Annotated in this window: 15 protein-coding genes; 8 read left to right on the top strand and 7 right to left on the bottom strand. The window is 70.2% G+C overall.

Translation table 11 applies throughout. The annotated features are described in order from the left end of the window. Window positions 1-295: oxidoreductase (locus EGT67_RS21910; RefSeq protein ID WP_476742042.1), on the bottom strand; the 295-nt coding region annotated here is incomplete at its 3' end. Between the two features lie 228 nt (window positions 296-523). On the opposite strand from EGT67_RS21910, the gene EGT67_RS21905 reads away from it, so the two are divergent. Further along, window positions 524-1,921 carry a DUF1254 domain-containing protein gene (locus EGT67_RS21905; RefSeq protein WP_127918209.1) on the top strand — a complete coding sequence of 466 codons (1,398 nt, stop codon included), beginning with the start codon at window positions 524-526 and terminating at the stop codon, window positions 1,919-1,921. Window positions 1,922-1,931: 10 nt separating this feature from the next. On the opposite strand, the gene EGT67_RS21900 is transcribed toward EGT67_RS21905, so the two are convergent. The 6 genes from EGT67_RS21900 to EGT67_RS25395 form a co-directional block, all read right to left on the bottom strand. Continuing rightward, complete coding sequence (locus tag EGT67_RS21900; RefSeq protein ID WP_127918208.1) at window positions 1,932-3,263, bottom strand: cryptochrome/photolyase family protein; 1,332 nt, start codon at window positions 3,261-3,263, stop codon at window positions 1,932-1,934. 48 nt (window positions 3,264-3,311) lie between these two features. Beyond that, window positions 3,312-4,172, bottom strand: coding sequence for a cytochrome c biogenesis CcdA family protein (locus EGT67_RS21895; protein WP_127918207.1), 861 nt, complete (start codon window positions 4,170-4,172; stop codon window positions 3,312-3,314). After that, window positions 4,169-4,900, bottom strand: coding sequence for a DsbA family protein (locus tag EGT67_RS21890; protein ID WP_127918206.1), 732 nt, complete (start codon window positions 4,898-4,900; stop codon window positions 4,169-4,171). Before EGT67_RS21890 ends, EGT67_RS21895 begins: the two co-directional genes overlap by 4 nt. Window positions 4,901-5,068: 168 nt before the next feature. Continuing rightward, window positions 5,069-6,013, bottom strand: a complete 945-nt coding sequence (locus tag EGT67_RS21885) for a M56 family metallopeptidase (protein ID WP_127918205.1) — start codon at window positions 6,011-6,013, stop codon at window positions 5,069-5,071. Continuing rightward, complete coding sequence (locus EGT67_RS25400; protein ID WP_277750168.1) at window positions 6,010-6,384, bottom strand: BlaI/MecI/CopY family transcriptional regulator; 375 nt, start codon at window positions 6,382-6,384, stop codon at window positions 6,010-6,012. The genes EGT67_RS21885 and EGT67_RS25400 overlap by 4 nt, the downstream gene beginning before the upstream one ends. Beyond that, the gene (locus tag EGT67_RS25395; protein WP_127918203.1) at window positions 6,384-7,046 is read right to left on the bottom strand and encodes a GntR family transcriptional regulator; all 663 of its coding nucleotides are present in this window, start codon (window positions 7,044-7,046) and stop codon (window positions 6,384-6,386) included. The genes EGT67_RS25400 and EGT67_RS25395 overlap by 1 nt, the downstream gene beginning before the upstream one ends. Before the next feature lie 118 nt (window positions 7,047-7,164). Here EGT67_RS25395 and EGT67_RS21870 point away from each other — a divergent pair, with 118 nt between their 5' ends. The 7 genes from EGT67_RS21870 (at window position 7,165) to EGT67_RS21840 (ending at window position 14,783) form a co-directional block, all read left to right on the top strand. After that, entirely contained in the window at window positions 7,165-8,004 is an 840-nt protein-coding gene (locus EGT67_RS21870; RefSeq protein ID WP_127918202.1) for a fumarylacetoacetate hydrolase family protein, read from the top strand. A 56-nt stretch (window positions 8,005-8,060) separates the two neighbouring features. Then, window positions 8,061-8,516 carry a MarR family winged helix-turn-helix transcriptional regulator gene (locus EGT67_RS21865; RefSeq protein WP_241566171.1) on the top strand — a complete coding sequence of 152 codons (456 nt, stop codon included), beginning with the start codon at window positions 8,061-8,063 and terminating at the stop codon, window positions 8,514-8,516. Window positions 8,517-8,521: 5 nt separating this feature from the next. Next, window positions 8,522-9,262, top strand: coding sequence for a response regulator transcription factor (locus tag EGT67_RS21860; RefSeq protein WP_127918200.1), 741 nt, complete (start codon window positions 8,522-8,524; stop codon window positions 9,260-9,262). Then, window positions 9,259-10,566 (top strand): sensor histidine kinase, encoded by a 1,308-nt coding sequence (locus EGT67_RS21855; protein WP_127918199.1) that lies wholly within the window; start codon window positions 9,259-9,261, stop codon window positions 10,564-10,566. Before EGT67_RS21860 ends, EGT67_RS21855 begins: the two co-directional genes overlap by 4 nt. Next, window positions 10,556-12,946, top strand: coding sequence for a lysylphosphatidylglycerol synthase transmembrane domain-containing protein (locus EGT67_RS21850; RefSeq protein WP_127918198.1), 2,391 nt, complete (start codon window positions 10,556-10,558; stop codon window positions 12,944-12,946). The genes EGT67_RS21855 and EGT67_RS21850 overlap by 11 nt, the downstream gene beginning before the upstream one ends. A 154-nt stretch (window positions 12,947-13,100) precedes the next feature. Then, the gene (locus tag EGT67_RS21845; RefSeq protein WP_127918197.1) at window positions 13,101-14,186 is read left to right on the top strand and encodes an alpha/beta hydrolase; all 1,086 of its coding nucleotides are present in this window, start codon (window positions 13,101-13,103) and stop codon (window positions 14,184-14,186) included. 141 nt (window positions 14,187-14,327) lie between these two features. Further along, complete coding sequence (locus tag EGT67_RS21840; protein ID WP_127918196.1) at window positions 14,328-14,783, top strand: nitroreductase family deazaflavin-dependent oxidoreductase; 456 nt, start codon at window positions 14,328-14,330, stop codon at window positions 14,781-14,783. The last annotated feature ends 34 nt before the right edge of the window (window positions 14,784-14,817 follow it).

The following is a 14,817-nucleotide window of genomic DNA, read 5'->3' as shown; positions in this document are numbered from 1 at the left end:
CCGCCCCCTCGGCGTGGATCGCGTCGGTGAGCCTGCGCAGACCCGGCACCACCTCCGGCCGCATCCACAGCTGACCGCGCTCGGTACGCCCCTCGGGCTGCACCGCGCAGTACGCCACGGTCGTCATGCCGACCCCACCCGCGGCGGGCCGGCGATGGAAGTCGATCAACGCGTCGGTGACCAGCGCCTGCGGGGTCCGCCCCTCGAACGTCGCGGACTTGATGATGCGGTTACGCAACGTGATCGGGCCGAGCTTGGCCGGTGCGAACACATCGGGGGAGGCGATTTCGGACACCACGGATCCTTCCGTCGAGGAGACGCCCGAGGCTATACCGGAGCCAGCGGTATCGAAAGTAGGGGTGTCCACTGACTGGGAAACATCTGGACACCGCTCGCCGGGTGCGCCGAACGGAAACATCGACGCCCGGCGCGGCCGTTCACCCGGCGCGGGTGATGTCGGCGCACCGGTCGGTGCGGTTCATTCGGGAGGACGACTCGAACTCGACGGACGGGACGAAACACGATGACGCTGCGGGACTCGGAAGCAAGGAACGACGCCCCCTACGACTTCGACGACGGCTACCCGACACCCGAGGCGGCAGACCTGGCTCGTTACGACGCGGACTTCCAACGAGCGGTGACCGCATACCGGTTCTGGTACCCGACGGTCTCGATGGAGGGAATCTTCAACGGCAACCGCGAGATCGGCATCGCCGACAACGAGGCCGTGGGAATCGCGTCGACCGGCCCCCTGCAGGTGGGCTTCACGCTCAACTCCGACACCCCGTACGGCGCTGCCGCACTCGATCTGACCGACGGGCCGATGGTGATCGAACTGCCCGCCGGCCCCTACATCGGCCTCGTCGACGACCATCATCAGCGGTGGGTGATGGACATGGGCATCCCCGGCCCCGACGAGGGCAAGGGCGGCAGACACCTGGTGCTCCCACCCGGATACGACGGCGACATCCCGTCCGGCTACCACGTGGGGCGGTCGAATTCCTTCACGGTGCTCCTGGCCATCCGTGCACTCCCGGTGGGCGGCGACATCGACCGGGCCCTGAACGCACTGCGCGAGATGAAGGTTCACCGGCTCGGCGCCGCCGCGTCCGACGTCCTGAAGTTCGTTGACATCACCGACAAGCCGCTCGACAGCACGTGCCTGCGGTGGGAGGACAATCTCCAGTTCTGGGAGGTCCTGCACGGAATCCTCGACCGCGAACCGGTGGTGGAAGAGTTCCGGCCGATGCACGGACTCCTCGCGACACTCGGCATCCGGAGGGGCGAACCCTTCGCGCCCGACCCCCGGACGGCCTGGATCCTCGAGCGCGCGGCGCGCGTCGGCCGGGACCAGATGCTGGTGTCCGCCTTCTCCGGAACACGTCCAGACCGGGTGGCATGGCCGGACCGCGCATGGGAGTGGGCGGGCCTGGTCCCGGACAACGCCGACTTCGAGACGCCGGCCGGACTCGATCTCGAGGCCCGGGACCGCTGGTTCGCGCAGGCGATCGTCGCGTCCCCGGCGATGTTCCGACGGCAGGTCGGTGGCGGCTCGCTGTACTGGCTGGCGGCACGGGACGTGTCCGGCGAGTACCTCGACGGCGGCGTGGACTACACGCTCACGATCCCGCAGCCCGTCCCGGCCGGACTGTTCTGGTCGCTGACCGTCTACGACGCGCAGACCCGCTCCCAGGTCCAGGCCGATCAGGGCCGTGCGGCCCTGCGATCGATGTTCGAAGTTCCCCACGACGGCTCGGACACGGTGACCCTGTACGTCGGCCCCAATGCTCCAGCGGGAGCGGAGAACCGGTGGGTGCAGACGGTTCCCGGACGATCCTGGTTCGTCTACCTCCGGATCTACGGTCCGCAGGAGAGCGCGTTCGACGGGACCTGGCGCCCCGGGGACTTCGTCCGGCGGTGACGCGGATACCTCAGCGCAGTTCGCCGTACCGCGCCAGCGCCTCGCGCCGCTCCTCGGCGTGGTCGATCACCGGTTCCGGATACCCTTCCGGCCGGGAGTCTTTCAGGGCGTGGACCGCCTTGCCGCCCACCCCGCGCAGTTCCGGCACCCACCGGCGGACGTAGTCGCCGGTGGGGTCGAACTTCTCGCCCTGAGTGGTCGGGTTGAACACCCGGAAGTAGGGCGCGGCGTCGGTCCCGGATCCGGCGGTCCACTGCCAGCCGTGCTGGTTCGACGCGAGGTCGCCGTCGACGAGGTGCTGCATGAAGTACCGGGCACCCCGCCACCACGGCAGGTGGAGGTCCTTGACGAGGAACGACGCGACGATCATCCGTACACGGTTGTGCATCCACCCCTCCGCCACCAGTTGGCGCATCCCGGCGTCGACGATCGGGAAGCCGGTGCGGCCGGTGCACCACGCGGCGAACAGGGCGTCGGCGTCGCGTCCGCCGTCGTGCCGCATCGCGTCGAACCTGGCGTCGTAGTTGCGGCGGGCACTGTCCGGACGCTGGAACAGGATGTCGGCGTAGAAGTCTCGCCACGCCAGTTGCCGGCGGTACTGCTGCGCGCCGCTGCTGTGCCTGCCCGCGAGGTCCGCGAGCATCGTCCGCGGGTGGATGCTGCCGAACTTGAGGTACGCCGACATCCGACTGGTGGTGTCGAGGTCGGGGCGGTCGCGTTCGTCGTCGTAGCGGAGAAGGTCGTCGTGACAGAACTCCCGCCACCGCGCCAGCGCCGCCGCCTCACCGGCCGCGGGCCCGGGCGCCGACGGCGCCGGAATCGCGGTGCGCCCCTTCGCCTCGACGACGTCGTCGGGGTCGATCCAGTCGAGCGTGTCCGCGCCGGTCCGGGCGGGCGCGCGCCAGCCGTGGTCGAGCCACCGCTTGAACCACGGGGTGAACACCTTGTACGGGGTGCCGTCGTCCTTCGTCACCCGCCCCGGCGCGACCGCGTACGGCGACCCCGTCGCCACCAGATCCACCCGCTCGGCGACCGCGGCGTCCCGCTCCCGCCCGTACGGCCCGTAGTCGGCACTGATGTGCACTTCTTGCGCACCAATCGATTTCGTGATTCGGGGCACCACCTCGACCGGGTTCCCGCGCACCACGAGCAGGCGGCCGGCGAGTTGCTCGTCGAGCGCGGACAGGCTGCGGTACAGGAAGTCTCGTCGCGGGCCGCCCGACGGTCCGAGCAGTCGGTCGTCGAGCACGAACAGGCCTAGCGCCCGCTCCCCCGCCGCGCTCAGCGTGGGCAGATCCCCCACGCGCAGGTCGCGCCGGAACCAGACGAGCGATTCGGTCAAGGCGTCCTCCTGGTCGGTCGTGCGCGCGGCGCGCACTCCCACGGTAGTTCAGGCGTCGCCGCCGCCGCCCGACTCCGACTGCCGCGACTCCGCCCGGCGCCGACGCACCACCCGGACCGCCACCACCACGAAGAGCACCAGCACCACCGAGAGCACGATGCCCGCGTCGGACACACGATTCGCCCAGTCGCCGAGGGTCACCTGGAGCGAGAACTGTTCGTCCACACCCATGACACCGCCGAGGTTGGCGGTGCCGTCGGTGACCAGGAAGAGCACGCCGATCGCCACGAACAGCAGCCCGGACACCAGCGAGGTGGTGTGCGCGTGCACCGGCCCGAGGGTCAACTCCCGGCCCCGCAGCCACCGTCGGCGGCCCAGATCGAAGCGATCCCACAGCAACGCCAGCACGAAGAGCGGAACCGTCATCCCCAACGCGTAGACCGCCATCAGCAGCCCGCCGTACCCCGCACCGCCACCCGCCACTGCGATCGTGAGCACGCTGCCGAGCAGCGGCCCCGAGCAGAACCCGGCGAACCCGTACACCGCGCCGAGAGCGAAGACGGAGGCCGCGCCGGAGACCCGGACCGAACCGGCGGCACGCTGGGCCGGGGCGAACGCGAAGCCCTTTCCGAACACCGTGGCGACACCGAACACGATCAGCACCAGCCCACTGACCGTCGTCACCGTCTCCCGGTGCCGGGTCAGCAGCGACCCCATCGCGCCGAGCCCTGCACCGAGCGGGATCAGCACCGTCGCGAGGCCGGCGTAGAACAGCGCCGTCCGGGTGGCGAGGCGCCCGACACCGTCGAACGCGTACGCGAAGAAGGACGGGAGCAGCAGCGCCGAGCAGGGACTGACCAGAGAGAGTAGACCGCCGAGCAGGGCGCCGAGCAGTCCGATGTCCGTCACGGCTGTGTCCCGCCGGCCTTCGCGATCACCTGCTCGAAGACGGACAGTGGCTGCGCACCGAGGATCGGGTATCCGTCGATGACGAACGACGGCGTGCTCGACACTCCGATCACGTTGGCCTCGAGCACGTCGGCGGCGATGTCCTCGTCCAGCGCGGAATCGGCGGCGTCACCCGCGAACCGGTCCAGGTCCGGAACACCTGCTCGTTCCGCGAACCCCCGCAGTGCCGCCGCGCTCAGGTCGGGATGCCCACGGTCCGGAGCCGAGGCGTACAACGCGGAGTTGAACTCCCAGAACTTCCCCTGCGCGGCCGCGGCCCGTCCGGCACGCGCGGCGGCCATGGACTGCTCACCGAAGAGGGGGAGATCCCGCCACTCGATGCGCAGGACGCCCGCGTCGACGTACTTCTCGACCAGTTGCCGCTCGGTGTCCCGGCTGAACTTGGCGCAGAACGGGCAGCGGTAATCGGAGTACACGACCAGCACCACCGGCGCATCGACCGGCCCGCGCGCCAACGGATCTCCGTCCTTCCGCCGCGACATGTCCCCGACCGGCCCGATACTCGGCTCGAGTTCCTCCGCCGACGCGTCCGCCGCCGACGATGTCTCACTCGAGTTCCCCGCTCGATCGATCACCAGGAACCCCACCACCAGCAGCGCGACGACGCCGAGGACGCCCAGCAACCACACGTCCCGCTTGATCCCGAACAATCCACTCCTCGGCGTCACCCGATCCTCCGTCCCGTCACCCTTACTACTATCGGTGATAGTACATAGAACTACTAAGGTCCTTAGTAGTCGAAGGGGGCCCCGGCAACGGAGAGAGGTGCGGGTACCGCTCGAAAGTTCAGGCGACAGAGCGCTTTCAGAAGAGGCGGGACCGCACGGCGGGTCGCGTCACCCGGACCGCACCGCGCAGTAGGCGACGAACGCCGCCATCACCGACGAGACGCTGACGAGCACCGGCAACGCGGACACCGTCAGCGCGAGCGGATAGTGCACACACCGCATCCCGCGATGCGGAACACGCGCCGCCGCCAGCCAGGCCGCGCGGTCCTCGAGATGACTCCCGGTCGGCATCGAACCGGATCGACCTGCGCCGGAACAGCTCCCGAGCGCATCGCACACGGCCCCCGGTCCACACATCGCCGCGGCGTGACGATCCGCGGACAGCTCCACCAGTATCCGGATCCAGATCGCCCCCACCCGGGCGAGTGGAACGATCGACAGCGCGGCGGCGAGTGCGTCGGCCCAGGCCACCAGAGCGTGATGGCGGCCGCGAAGATGGGCGCGCTCGTGAGCCAGTACCGCGTCCCTGGCGCCGGGGGCAAGGCTTGCGAGACCCGCGCCGAGCGCGATCGCCGGTTCCCGGCCGCCGATGCTGTACGCCGCGAAGCGATGTCCGTGCAGGTGGTACACGTCGTCGGCCTCGGCCGGGTCGCGGCGCCCCACCAGGCGCAGCGTCCACGCGTGCTCGTCGGTGATCCGGCGATACCGGAGCAGCCTGCGGGAGACGACGACCACGATCCGCACGATCGCCGCCAGCGCGGCGGCGCAGATCGCCGCCTCGAGCACGAAGAACCATGGAACAGTGCCGCTTTCGCGTAAGGATTGGGCGCACACCAGCGTCGCGGACGGAAGGATGTGCCAGCGTTCGCCGGGCCGGACCCACAGCACGATCGGTACCGCGGCGATCACGCCGACGAACATCGCCTGCGAGGCGAGCCAGGCCCCGAGCACAACCCGCGGATCACGGCGCGGGTCGGCGAGCCGATCGAGCCATCGCGGCGCGAGGAATCCGAGCACGCCCGCCGCGGCGAGCAGACCGACCGCGGCGATCATCGATCCTCGTCCCGCCGCCGGGCCTGCGTCCTTCGGGCCGCCCTGCGCAGGATCCGCGACTCGTCGTCACTCGCAGAGTTGGCGAAGTGCAGCATGACCCGCTCGGGGTCGCCGCTCGACCGCAGCACCTGACGAACCAGGTCGGCCGCCGTCTCCTCCCGACTCCGGGTCGCCAGGTACCGGTACGCCCGCCCGACCCGGCGCCGGGACACCATGCCCTTGGTGTGCAGGTTGTCCAGCACCGTCATCACGGTGGTGTACGCGAGCGACCGTGGCGGCTGCAGCCGATCCATCACGTCCCGGACCCGCACCGGTTCGTCGGCGTTCCACAACACATCCATCACTGCGGTCTCGAGTTCGCCCAGCCCGATCACCTGTCGACTCCCGCGATGAGCAGATCCGTCGTCAACTCGATGTGCCGGCGAAGTTCCTCCACCGCGAGATCGGCGTCGCGATCGACCGCGGCGGCCGCGATGCGCCGGTGCTCGGCGTCGACGTCCCGGGTCGACGCCTCCGCGGCGCGCCCGCTCCAGCAGCGGTACACCTCCGAGACGTCCCGCAGCGACTCGGCGATCCGGACGAGTCGGGTGTTGGGGCAGGCCCGGAGCAGGACGCCGTGGAAGCTGCTGTGAGCGGTGAGCCACCCCTCGGCGACGCGGCCGTCGGCGTCCACCGACGGGGTCCTCGAGAGCAGGTGCCGCGCGGCCAGGACCGCGGACTCCCATTCGACGTCGCCGTGCGCGATCGACCGCCGCAACGCCTCCGACTCGACGAACACCCGGGTCTCGGTGAGCTCCAGCAGATCCGGGACCGACACCGGTACGACCCGGAACCCGAGTTGGGCCTCGGAGACCGCCAGCCCCTGCTCGACCAGTCGCGGCAGCACCTCCCGCAGCACGCCGGTGCTCACGTCGTAGCGCGCCTGCAACTGCCCGAAGGCGAGCTTCTCGCCCGGGGTGAGCACGCCGCCGAGGATGTCGGCGCGCAGCCGCGCGTGGATCTCGTCTGCGCGGGTGCCGGTCGCTCGTGCCATGCGGCCAGTACAGGCCGTTCCGAATCGGGAGTCAAGTTTCGAAATTATATTGCTTTTCCGATATTCATCGGGTCTACTGGTCGGCACCTCCCCACCCGACGACGACAGGACCCGAACCATGCGCGTGGCCAACCTCTCCGGACGAGCCGTCCTCGTCGACGACGACCGGGCGATCGACATCCACACCGCGAGTTCCGGCCGCTTCGGCCCCGACCCGGCCTCGGTCTACGCCGAGTGGTCGGCGTTCACCGCCTGGGCCGCGAGCGTCCTCGGCAGCGGCGCCGGCGAGACCTTCGCCTCCCGCGACCTCGGGGCACCGTCACCGACGCCGAGCCAGGTGTTCGCGATCGGGCTCAACTACCGCGACCACGCTGCCGAGACCGGCCTGGCCGCGCCCGACGCACCGCCCACCTTCACCAAGTTCGCGAGCTGCCTCACCGGTCCCGAGACCGACCTGACGCTGCCCACCGACACGGTCGACTGGGAGGTGGAGTTGGTCGCCGTCATCGGCCGCGAGGCCACGAACGTCGGCGTCGCCGACGCCTGGAACCACGTCGCAGGACTCACCGTCGGACAGGACTTCTCGGAGCGGACGTCCCAGATGGCCGGGCCGGCTCCGCAGTTCTCGCTCGCCAAGTCGTTCCCGGGCTTCGGCGCGACCGGCCCCTGGCTGGTGACCCCGGACGAGTTCGCCGACCCGAACGACCTCGCGATCGAGTGCGAGATCGACGGCGAGATGGTCCAGTCCGGCCGCACCGCCCAGATGATGTTCCCCGTCGCCGAACTGATCGCGCACCTTTCGGCGGTGTGCACGCTGCGCCCCGGCGACCTCGTCTTCACCGGGACCCCGGCGGGCGTGGGCGTCGGTCGCGACCCGCAACGGTTCCTCGCCCCGGGCAACGTCGTGACCAGCCGAATCGAGGGCATCGGCGCCCTGGTGCAGCGCTGCATGCAGTAGCCGGACCGTCGGGCACGGTTCGTGAACAGTGTTCACAATGAATTAGCATCACTGCCGTGCCCGACACGCCCGACATCAGCGATGCCCTCGGCCGCGCCTACCTCCTGGCCGAGCACCTGTCGACATCCATCACGGCGGGGGCCCGCATCTTCGGCCTGACGACCGCGCGCACCCGAGCGCTGTTGTGCGTGCTCGAGAATCCGCCGATGACCCAGCGCGAGCTGGCGAAGGTCCTGCGGTGCAGCACCCGACAGGTCACCGCGCTGGTCGACGCGCTCGAGCAGTCCGGCCACCTGCGCCGCGGCGCCCATCCCACCGACCGCCGGGCGCACATCGTGACCCTCACCGAGCAGGGCCGCACCGACGCGCGGCGCATCCAGCACCTGCGCGAGCAGGCCGCGCGGGAACTGTTCGACGGGGTCCCCGCGGCCGACCTCGACGCCTTCGTCCGGGTCGCCGACGTCATCGTCACGCGGCAACGACGGCAGTCGTCGCCGGACGCGGATCGGTGACGAGCATGCACGGATCCGGACCGCTCACCGGGCACAATGCTCACGTGACCGCAACCGCAACCGTTCTGGTCGTGGACGACGACCCGGATGTGCTGGCCTCACTCGAACGTGGCCTGCGGCTGTCCGGATTCACCGTCCGGACCGCGTCCGACGGTGCGGTCGCGCTGCGGGTGGTCGCCGACACCACCCCCGACGCCGTGGTGCTCGACATGAACATGCCCGTCCTCGACGGCACCGGGGTGGTCACGTCGCTGCGCGCGGCCGGCAACGACGTCCCGATCTGCGTCCTGAGCGCGCGCAGTTCGGTCGACGACCGCATCGCGGGCCTCGAGTCCGGCGCCGACGACTACCTCGTCAAGCCGTTCGTCCTCGCCGAACTCGTCGCCCGGATCCGCGCAATGCTCCGCCGCCGCTCGACGACGGCCGCCGGGACGGTGACCGATCCCCCGATCGTCGTCGGCCCACTGTCGGTGGACGTCGCCGGCCGACGTGTCTGGTTGGGCGACAACGAGATTCCGCTCACCAAGCGGGAGTTCGAACTGATCGAGGTGCTGGCCCGGAACGCCGGTGTCGTGCTGAGTCGAGAACGGCTGCTGGACCTGGTGTGGGGGTACGACTTCGTCGCCGACACCAACGTGGTCGACGTGTTCGTCGGCTACCTGCGCCGCAAGTTCGAGGCCGACGGCACACCCCGGCTGGTGCACACCGTCCGCGGCGTCGGTTTCGTCCTGCGGGGGCCGACATGATCCGGCCGCGTTCGCTGCAGGCCCGGGTCGCCGCGGCCACCGCGTTGGGGGCGACGATCGTCGTCGCCGCGGTGGGCGTGTACCTGGCGCTCGCGATCGCCCGCAACAACCTGCTGCAGCTCGACCGTCGCCTCGAGACGGCGTCCCGGGTGCTCGTCGTCAATGCCGGTGCCGCCGCACCGTTCCTGAACGTCCTCGGCGACGCCGGCGCGTTCGCGGTGACCATCCGCTCCGGGGACCAGGTCGTCGCGAGCACCTCCAGCCGGCTGCCCGAACTCGATCCCGGGTCCCACACCGTCGACGTCGCCGGCACCCCGTTCCGCGCCTTCACCGCCCCGCTCGCCCCCGGATCCTCGTCGCTGCTGTCGGTGGCCGTCCCGCTCGCCGAGGCGAAGGACCCGACCACCGAACAGCAGCAGCAGGTCGCGCTCGTCGGCGTCCTCGCCGTCGTCGCCGCGAGCGGCCTCGGCTGGGTCTTCGGCGGACGCGCGGTCCGGCCGCTCGTCGACCTCACCCAGCGCGTGAGCCGGCGTGACCGGGATCTCGCACCGGCCGCCTCCGGGGTCCGCGAGGCCGACGAACTCGCGGCGGCCGCCGGCGCCATGCTGCAGGACGTCTCCGACGCCCAGTCACGCACCGCCGCCGCCCTCGACACGGCCCGCGACTTCGCCGCCGCGTCCGCGCACGAGCTGCGGACCCCGCTCACCGCGATGCGCACCGACCTCGAGGTCCTCACGACGCTCGACCTGTCCAACGAGCAGCGCGCCGAGATCCTCGCCGACCTCGCGCGCACCCAGGGCCGGCTCGAGGCGACACTCACCGCGCTCGAGCGGCTCGCGTCCGGCGAGCTGTCCAGCGAGAAGGACCACATCGATCTCGACCTGACGGAACTGTGCGACCTCGCCGCCGAGGACGCACAACGCCTGTACCCGGGACTGTCGGTCACCGTCGACGCACCGCCCGGACTGGTCGTGCGCGGCCTGCCGGTCGGCCTGCGCCTGGCGCTCGACAACGCGATCACCAACGCGTTCCGGCACGGCAAGGCCCGGCACGTGGCGATCGGCGCACACCGCGCGGCGGACGGCGCGGTGACGATCACCGTCGACGACGACGGCACCGGCATCCCCGACACGGAGAGGTCGGCGGTGTTCGAACGCTTCCGGCGCGGCAGTGGCGCCGCCAAGGGCGGATCCGGACTGGGACTCGCGCTCGTCACCCAGCAGGCCCAACTCCACGGTGGCCTGGCCACGTTCGAGGACAGCCACCTCGGCGGCGTTCGACTGGTGGTGACCCTTGAGAGTTGACGGACGGGACATCCCGGTCACCGGCAGCCTGCTGCAGCCGCTGGCCCGACGGACCAGCGACATCCTGCGGGTCGTCTTCGCGCTGCTGCTCCTCGGCGCGGTCATCGCGGGCTCGCTGATCACCCGCAGCGAGTGGGACGCGCTCGAGACGTCGGTGTCCGACATCGTCGGCATCCTGTCGCCGGAGGTCTCCGACACCGTCTACCTGCTCTACGGCATCGCGATCCTGGCGCTGCCGTTCGCGATCCTGATCCAGCTCGTCATCAGCCGGCGCTGGAAGCTGCTCGCGGGCTACGCGGCGGCCGGGCTGATCGCGGGCGTCGCGCTGTCGTTCACCGGCACCGGTCTCGCTGCCCCGCAGTGGCACCTCGACGTCTCCGACCGTCTCAACACGTTCCTCTCCCAGTTCCTCGACGATCCCCGCTGGATCGCGATGCTCGCCGCGGTCCTGACCGTGTCCGGACCGTGGCTGCCCAAACGGTGGCGGCGCCTGTGGTGGGCCCTGCTGCTCCTGTTCGCGCCGATCCATCTGATCGTCAGCTCGATCGTGCCGGCCCGCTCGATGCTCGGTCTGGCGGTCGGGTACCTCGTCGGCGCGATCATCGTGCTCGTCGTCGGGACACCGGCGCTCGAGGTGCCGCTCGAGTCGGCGGTCGAGGCGCTGCAGCGGCTGGGCCACCGGATCACCGCGTTCCGGGTGATCGCACCGGCCGGCAGCGGCCCGTTGATCCTCGGCGCGGCGCGCGACGGCGAGCCCGAGATGATCGTCGAACTGTACGGACAGAATCAGCGCAGCAGTGGCGCGATCCGCCAGTTCTCGCAGTGGCTGGCGCTGCGCAGCAGCGAGAGTGCACCGGTGCACGCGTCGCTGGGTCGTGCTGTCGAACACCGGGCGCTCATGGGCATCGCCGTCGCCGACCTGGGGCTCGCCGCGTCCAAGCCGATGGCCGTCACCGCACTGGACCGGGGATGGAAGCTGTACGCCCGCCCCGCCTCGCACGGCGCACCGATCGCCACCCTCGCGACCGACAACCCGCACCCCCGCGACACCCTCCTCGAGATGGTGTGGGCCTCGCTGGGCGAACTGCACGCCAGCCAGATCACCCACGGCGACCTGCGGGCGTCGGAGATCCGGATCGACGACGGCCGCGCACTGTTCGACGGCTTCGCGTTCGCCGAACTCGGCCCGTCCGAGGCGCAGATCCAGTCGGACACCGCGCAGATGCTGCTGACCACCGCGTCGCTGTTCGGGGTGGGACCCGCGGTCCGCGCCGCGCTCGCCGCGCAGGGACGCGACCGGATCCTGGCCGCATCCGGCCGCCTCACGAAGTCCGCGATGCCGTCGCGGCTGCGCAAGCAGGCGCCCGAGTCGGCGGGGCTGCTCGCGTCGATCCGCGACGAGGTCAGCAACCAGACCGACATCGAGAAGATCGCCCCGGAACAGGTCACCCGCTTCACCCGCAACCAGATCATCCAACTGGTGCTGCTGATCGGCCTGGTCTACGTCGCGTACCCGTTCATCAGCCAGGTCCCCGCCTTCCTCACCGAACTGAAGACCGCGAACTGGTGGTGGGCGCTGGCCGGGCTGATCGTCTCCGCGCTCACGTACGTCGGGGCGGCGGCCGCGCTGTGGGCGTGCGCGTCCGAACTGGTGCGGTACCGGCACCTGCTGATCATGCAGGTCGCCAACACCTTCGCCGCCACCACGACACCCGCGGGCGTGGGCGGACTCGCGCTCAGCGTGCGGTTCCTCCAGAAGGGCGGTCTCGGGGCCGTCCGCGCGACGGCCGCGGTGGCCCTGCAACAGACGGTCCAGGTGGTCACCCACGTGGCGTTGCTGATCTTCTTCAGCGTCGCCGCCGGACGGGAGGCCGACCTGTCGCACTTCGTCCCGAAGGGCACCATCCTCTATCTCATCGCGGGCGTGGCGCTCGGTGCGGTCGGCACGTTCATGTTCATCCCGAAGGCGCGCCGCTGGCTGCGCAACGAGGTGCGGCCGCAGTTGACCGAGGTGCTGGCGTCGCTCGGCGAACTGGCCCGCAGCCCGGGCCGCTTCATGCTGATCGTGCTCGGCAGCGCCGGCACCACGCTCGGCGCCGCGCTGGCGCTGTGGGCCTCGGTCGAGGCTTTCGGCGGTGGAACGACGTTCGTGACCGTCACGATCGTGACGATGATCGGCGGCACCCTGGCCTCGGCGGCGCCCACACCGGGCGGTGTGGGCGCGGTGGAGGCCGCCCTGATCGGCGGCCTGACCGCGTTCGGGCTGCCGGTGGGCATCGCGGTACCGTCAGTGCTGCTCTACCGCGTACTGACCTGCTGGCTGCCGGTGTTCTGCGGCTGGCCGACCTTGCGCTGGTTGCAGAAAAACGACATGGTCTGACTGTTTATGCCCGATAATTCTGGTACGTCTCCGAGAATTTTGGGCCAACCGGTAGCAAAGCGAGACGTAGCACCGATAGCGAAAGTGATATACACACGATCAACACCGAGGAGCTGAGACCCACTCCTCGGCCGACCACCGAAGGCGAGTAAGCATGCGTGTAACCAGGAAGTCCCGCCGGCTCAAAGCGTTGATCGGCGCCACGACGGCGACGGTCGCAGCGCTGCCCGTCTTCGTGGGTGTCGGAACCGCAACGGCCGAGACGCCGGGCCAGACCGACGCCGCCAAGATCCAGGAGGCCGCCAAGGAGAACGGCGGCACCTACCTGGTGTCGGCCAAGGCCGGCCAGGGCAACAAGATGTCGCTGCGCGTCTACTCGGAGTCGATGGGCCGCGAGATCCCGCTCGAGGTGATCCGCCCGGCCGATACCTCCAAGCCTGCTCCCACGCTGTACCTGCTCAACGGCGCCGGCGGCGGCGAGGACTCGGCGTCCTGGCAGAAGCAGGCCGACATCGGCACGTTCTTCAAGGAGAAGCAGGTCAACGTCGTCACCCCGATGCAGGGTGCGTTCACCTACTACACCGACTGGCAGAAGCCGGACGAGTCGCTGCACGGCGCCAACAAGTGGGAGACCTTCCTGACCCAGGAGCTGCCGCCGGTCATCGACTCCGCCCTCGGGACCACCGGCGTCAACTCGCTCGCCGGCATCTCGACGTCGGGCACCTCGGTGTTCAACCTCGCGCTCAAGGATCCCCAGCTGTACAAGGCCGTCGGCGCGTACTCGGGCTGCGCGGACACCGCGACCCCGGTCGGCCAGACCTACATCCAGATCGTGATCGCCGCCCGCGGCAGCGCAGAGGTCGAGAACATGTGGGGCCCGATCGGCAGCGAGGACTGGATCGCGCACGACCCGATCCTCAACATCGGCAAGCTCAAGGACGGCCCGAAGCTGTACGTCTCCAACGCGTCCGGCCTGCCCGGCCCGCACGACACGCTCGAGAGCGACGGCATCAACGGTGACGTCAAGACCCTGGCCAACCAGGTGATCGTCGGCGGCATCATCGAGGCCGCGACCAACGAGTGCACCCACCGTCTGTTCAACGCGGTCAACGAGAACGGCATGGGCGGCCAGGCGACGTTCGACTTCAAGCCGGCCGGCACCCACTCGTGGGGCTACTGGCGTGACGACCTGAACAACTCGTGGCCGATGCTGGCCGACGCGATGGGCACTCCGCGGTAATTTCCCGGCGGTAGTCACACCATCACGCTGAGCAGAGGGCGCCCCGACTTCGGTCGGGGCGCCCTTTCTCGTCCCGGCGCACCGTCGAATCGGTTCATACTGATCGTGTCCCCCACCGACCCGGAACGAGGAGACGCGGCCATGACCTTCAGCCACCCTCGAGGCACCCGTGGCGCGCGGCCACCGCACGGACGCATGGTGCGCTGGGTGAACAAGTTCGCCATGGGCCGGGTCCGACGCGGCGGCAAGTTCATGGGCATGGACACGCTGGTCCTGACCACCATCGGCCGCAAGAGCGGGGAGCGGCGCTCGACTCCGGTCGGCTGGTTCACGGGACCGGACGGCAAGTGGTTCATCGTGGCATCGGCGGCCGGGGCCCGCTCCAACCCGGCCTGGTACCTCAACCTGGCCGCGCACCCCGACCGGGTGACGATCGAGGTGGGCGGCGAGTCGATTCCGGTGACGGCACGCGAACTCCACGACAGCGAGCGCGACGACGCCTGGGCGTCGATCACGACCGCGGCACCGCAATTCACCAAGTACGAGCAGAAGACCGATCGGGAGCTCCCGGTCATCGAGCTGAGCCGACGGTCCTGAGACGATTCAGGCCCCGCACCGGATGTCGGTGCGG

Origin of the sequence: Prescottella agglutinans, assembly GCF_004011865.1 — a bacterium.
In the GTDB taxonomy this organism is placed as follows: domain Bacteria; phylum Actinomycetota; class Actinomycetes; order Mycobacteriales; family Mycobacteriaceae; genus Prescottella; species Prescottella agglutinans.
The sequence above is the reverse complement of the archived record's forward strand: the minus strand, read 5'-3'. Positions and strand labels throughout refer to the sequence as shown.

Bases quoted from the DNA above. Each gene is read 5' to 3' on its own strand.
- EGT67_RS21905 (WP_127918209.1), top strand. From the start codon at position 524: ATGACGCTGCGGGACTCGGAAGCAAGGAACGACGCCCCCTACGACTTC.
- EGT67_RS21885 (WP_127918205.1), bottom strand. From the start codon at position 6,013: ATGATCGCCGCGGTCGGTCTGCTCGCCGCGGCGGGCGTGCTCGGATTC.
- EGT67_RS25395 (WP_127918203.1), bottom strand. From the start codon at position 7,046: ATGGCACGAGCGACCGGCACCCGCGCAGACGAGATCCACGCGCGGCTG.
- EGT67_RS21870 (WP_127918202.1), top strand. From the start codon at position 7,165: ATGCGCGTGGCCAACCTCTCCGGACGAGCCGTCCTCGTCGACGACGAC.
- EGT67_RS21860 (WP_127918200.1), top strand. From the start codon at position 8,522: ATGCACGGATCCGGACCGCTCACCGGGCACAATGCTCACGTGACCGCA.
- EGT67_RS21855 (WP_127918199.1), top strand. From the start codon at position 9,259: ATGATCCGGCCGCGTTCGCTGCAGGCCCGGGTCGCCGCGGCCACCGCG.
- EGT67_RS21845 (WP_127918197.1), top strand. From the start codon at position 13,101: ATGCGTGTAACCAGGAAGTCCCGCCGGCTCAAAGCGTTGATCGGCGCC.
- EGT67_RS21840 (WP_127918196.1), top strand. From the start codon at position 14,328: ATGACCTTCAGCCACCCTCGAGGCACCCGTGGCGCGCGGCCACCGCAC.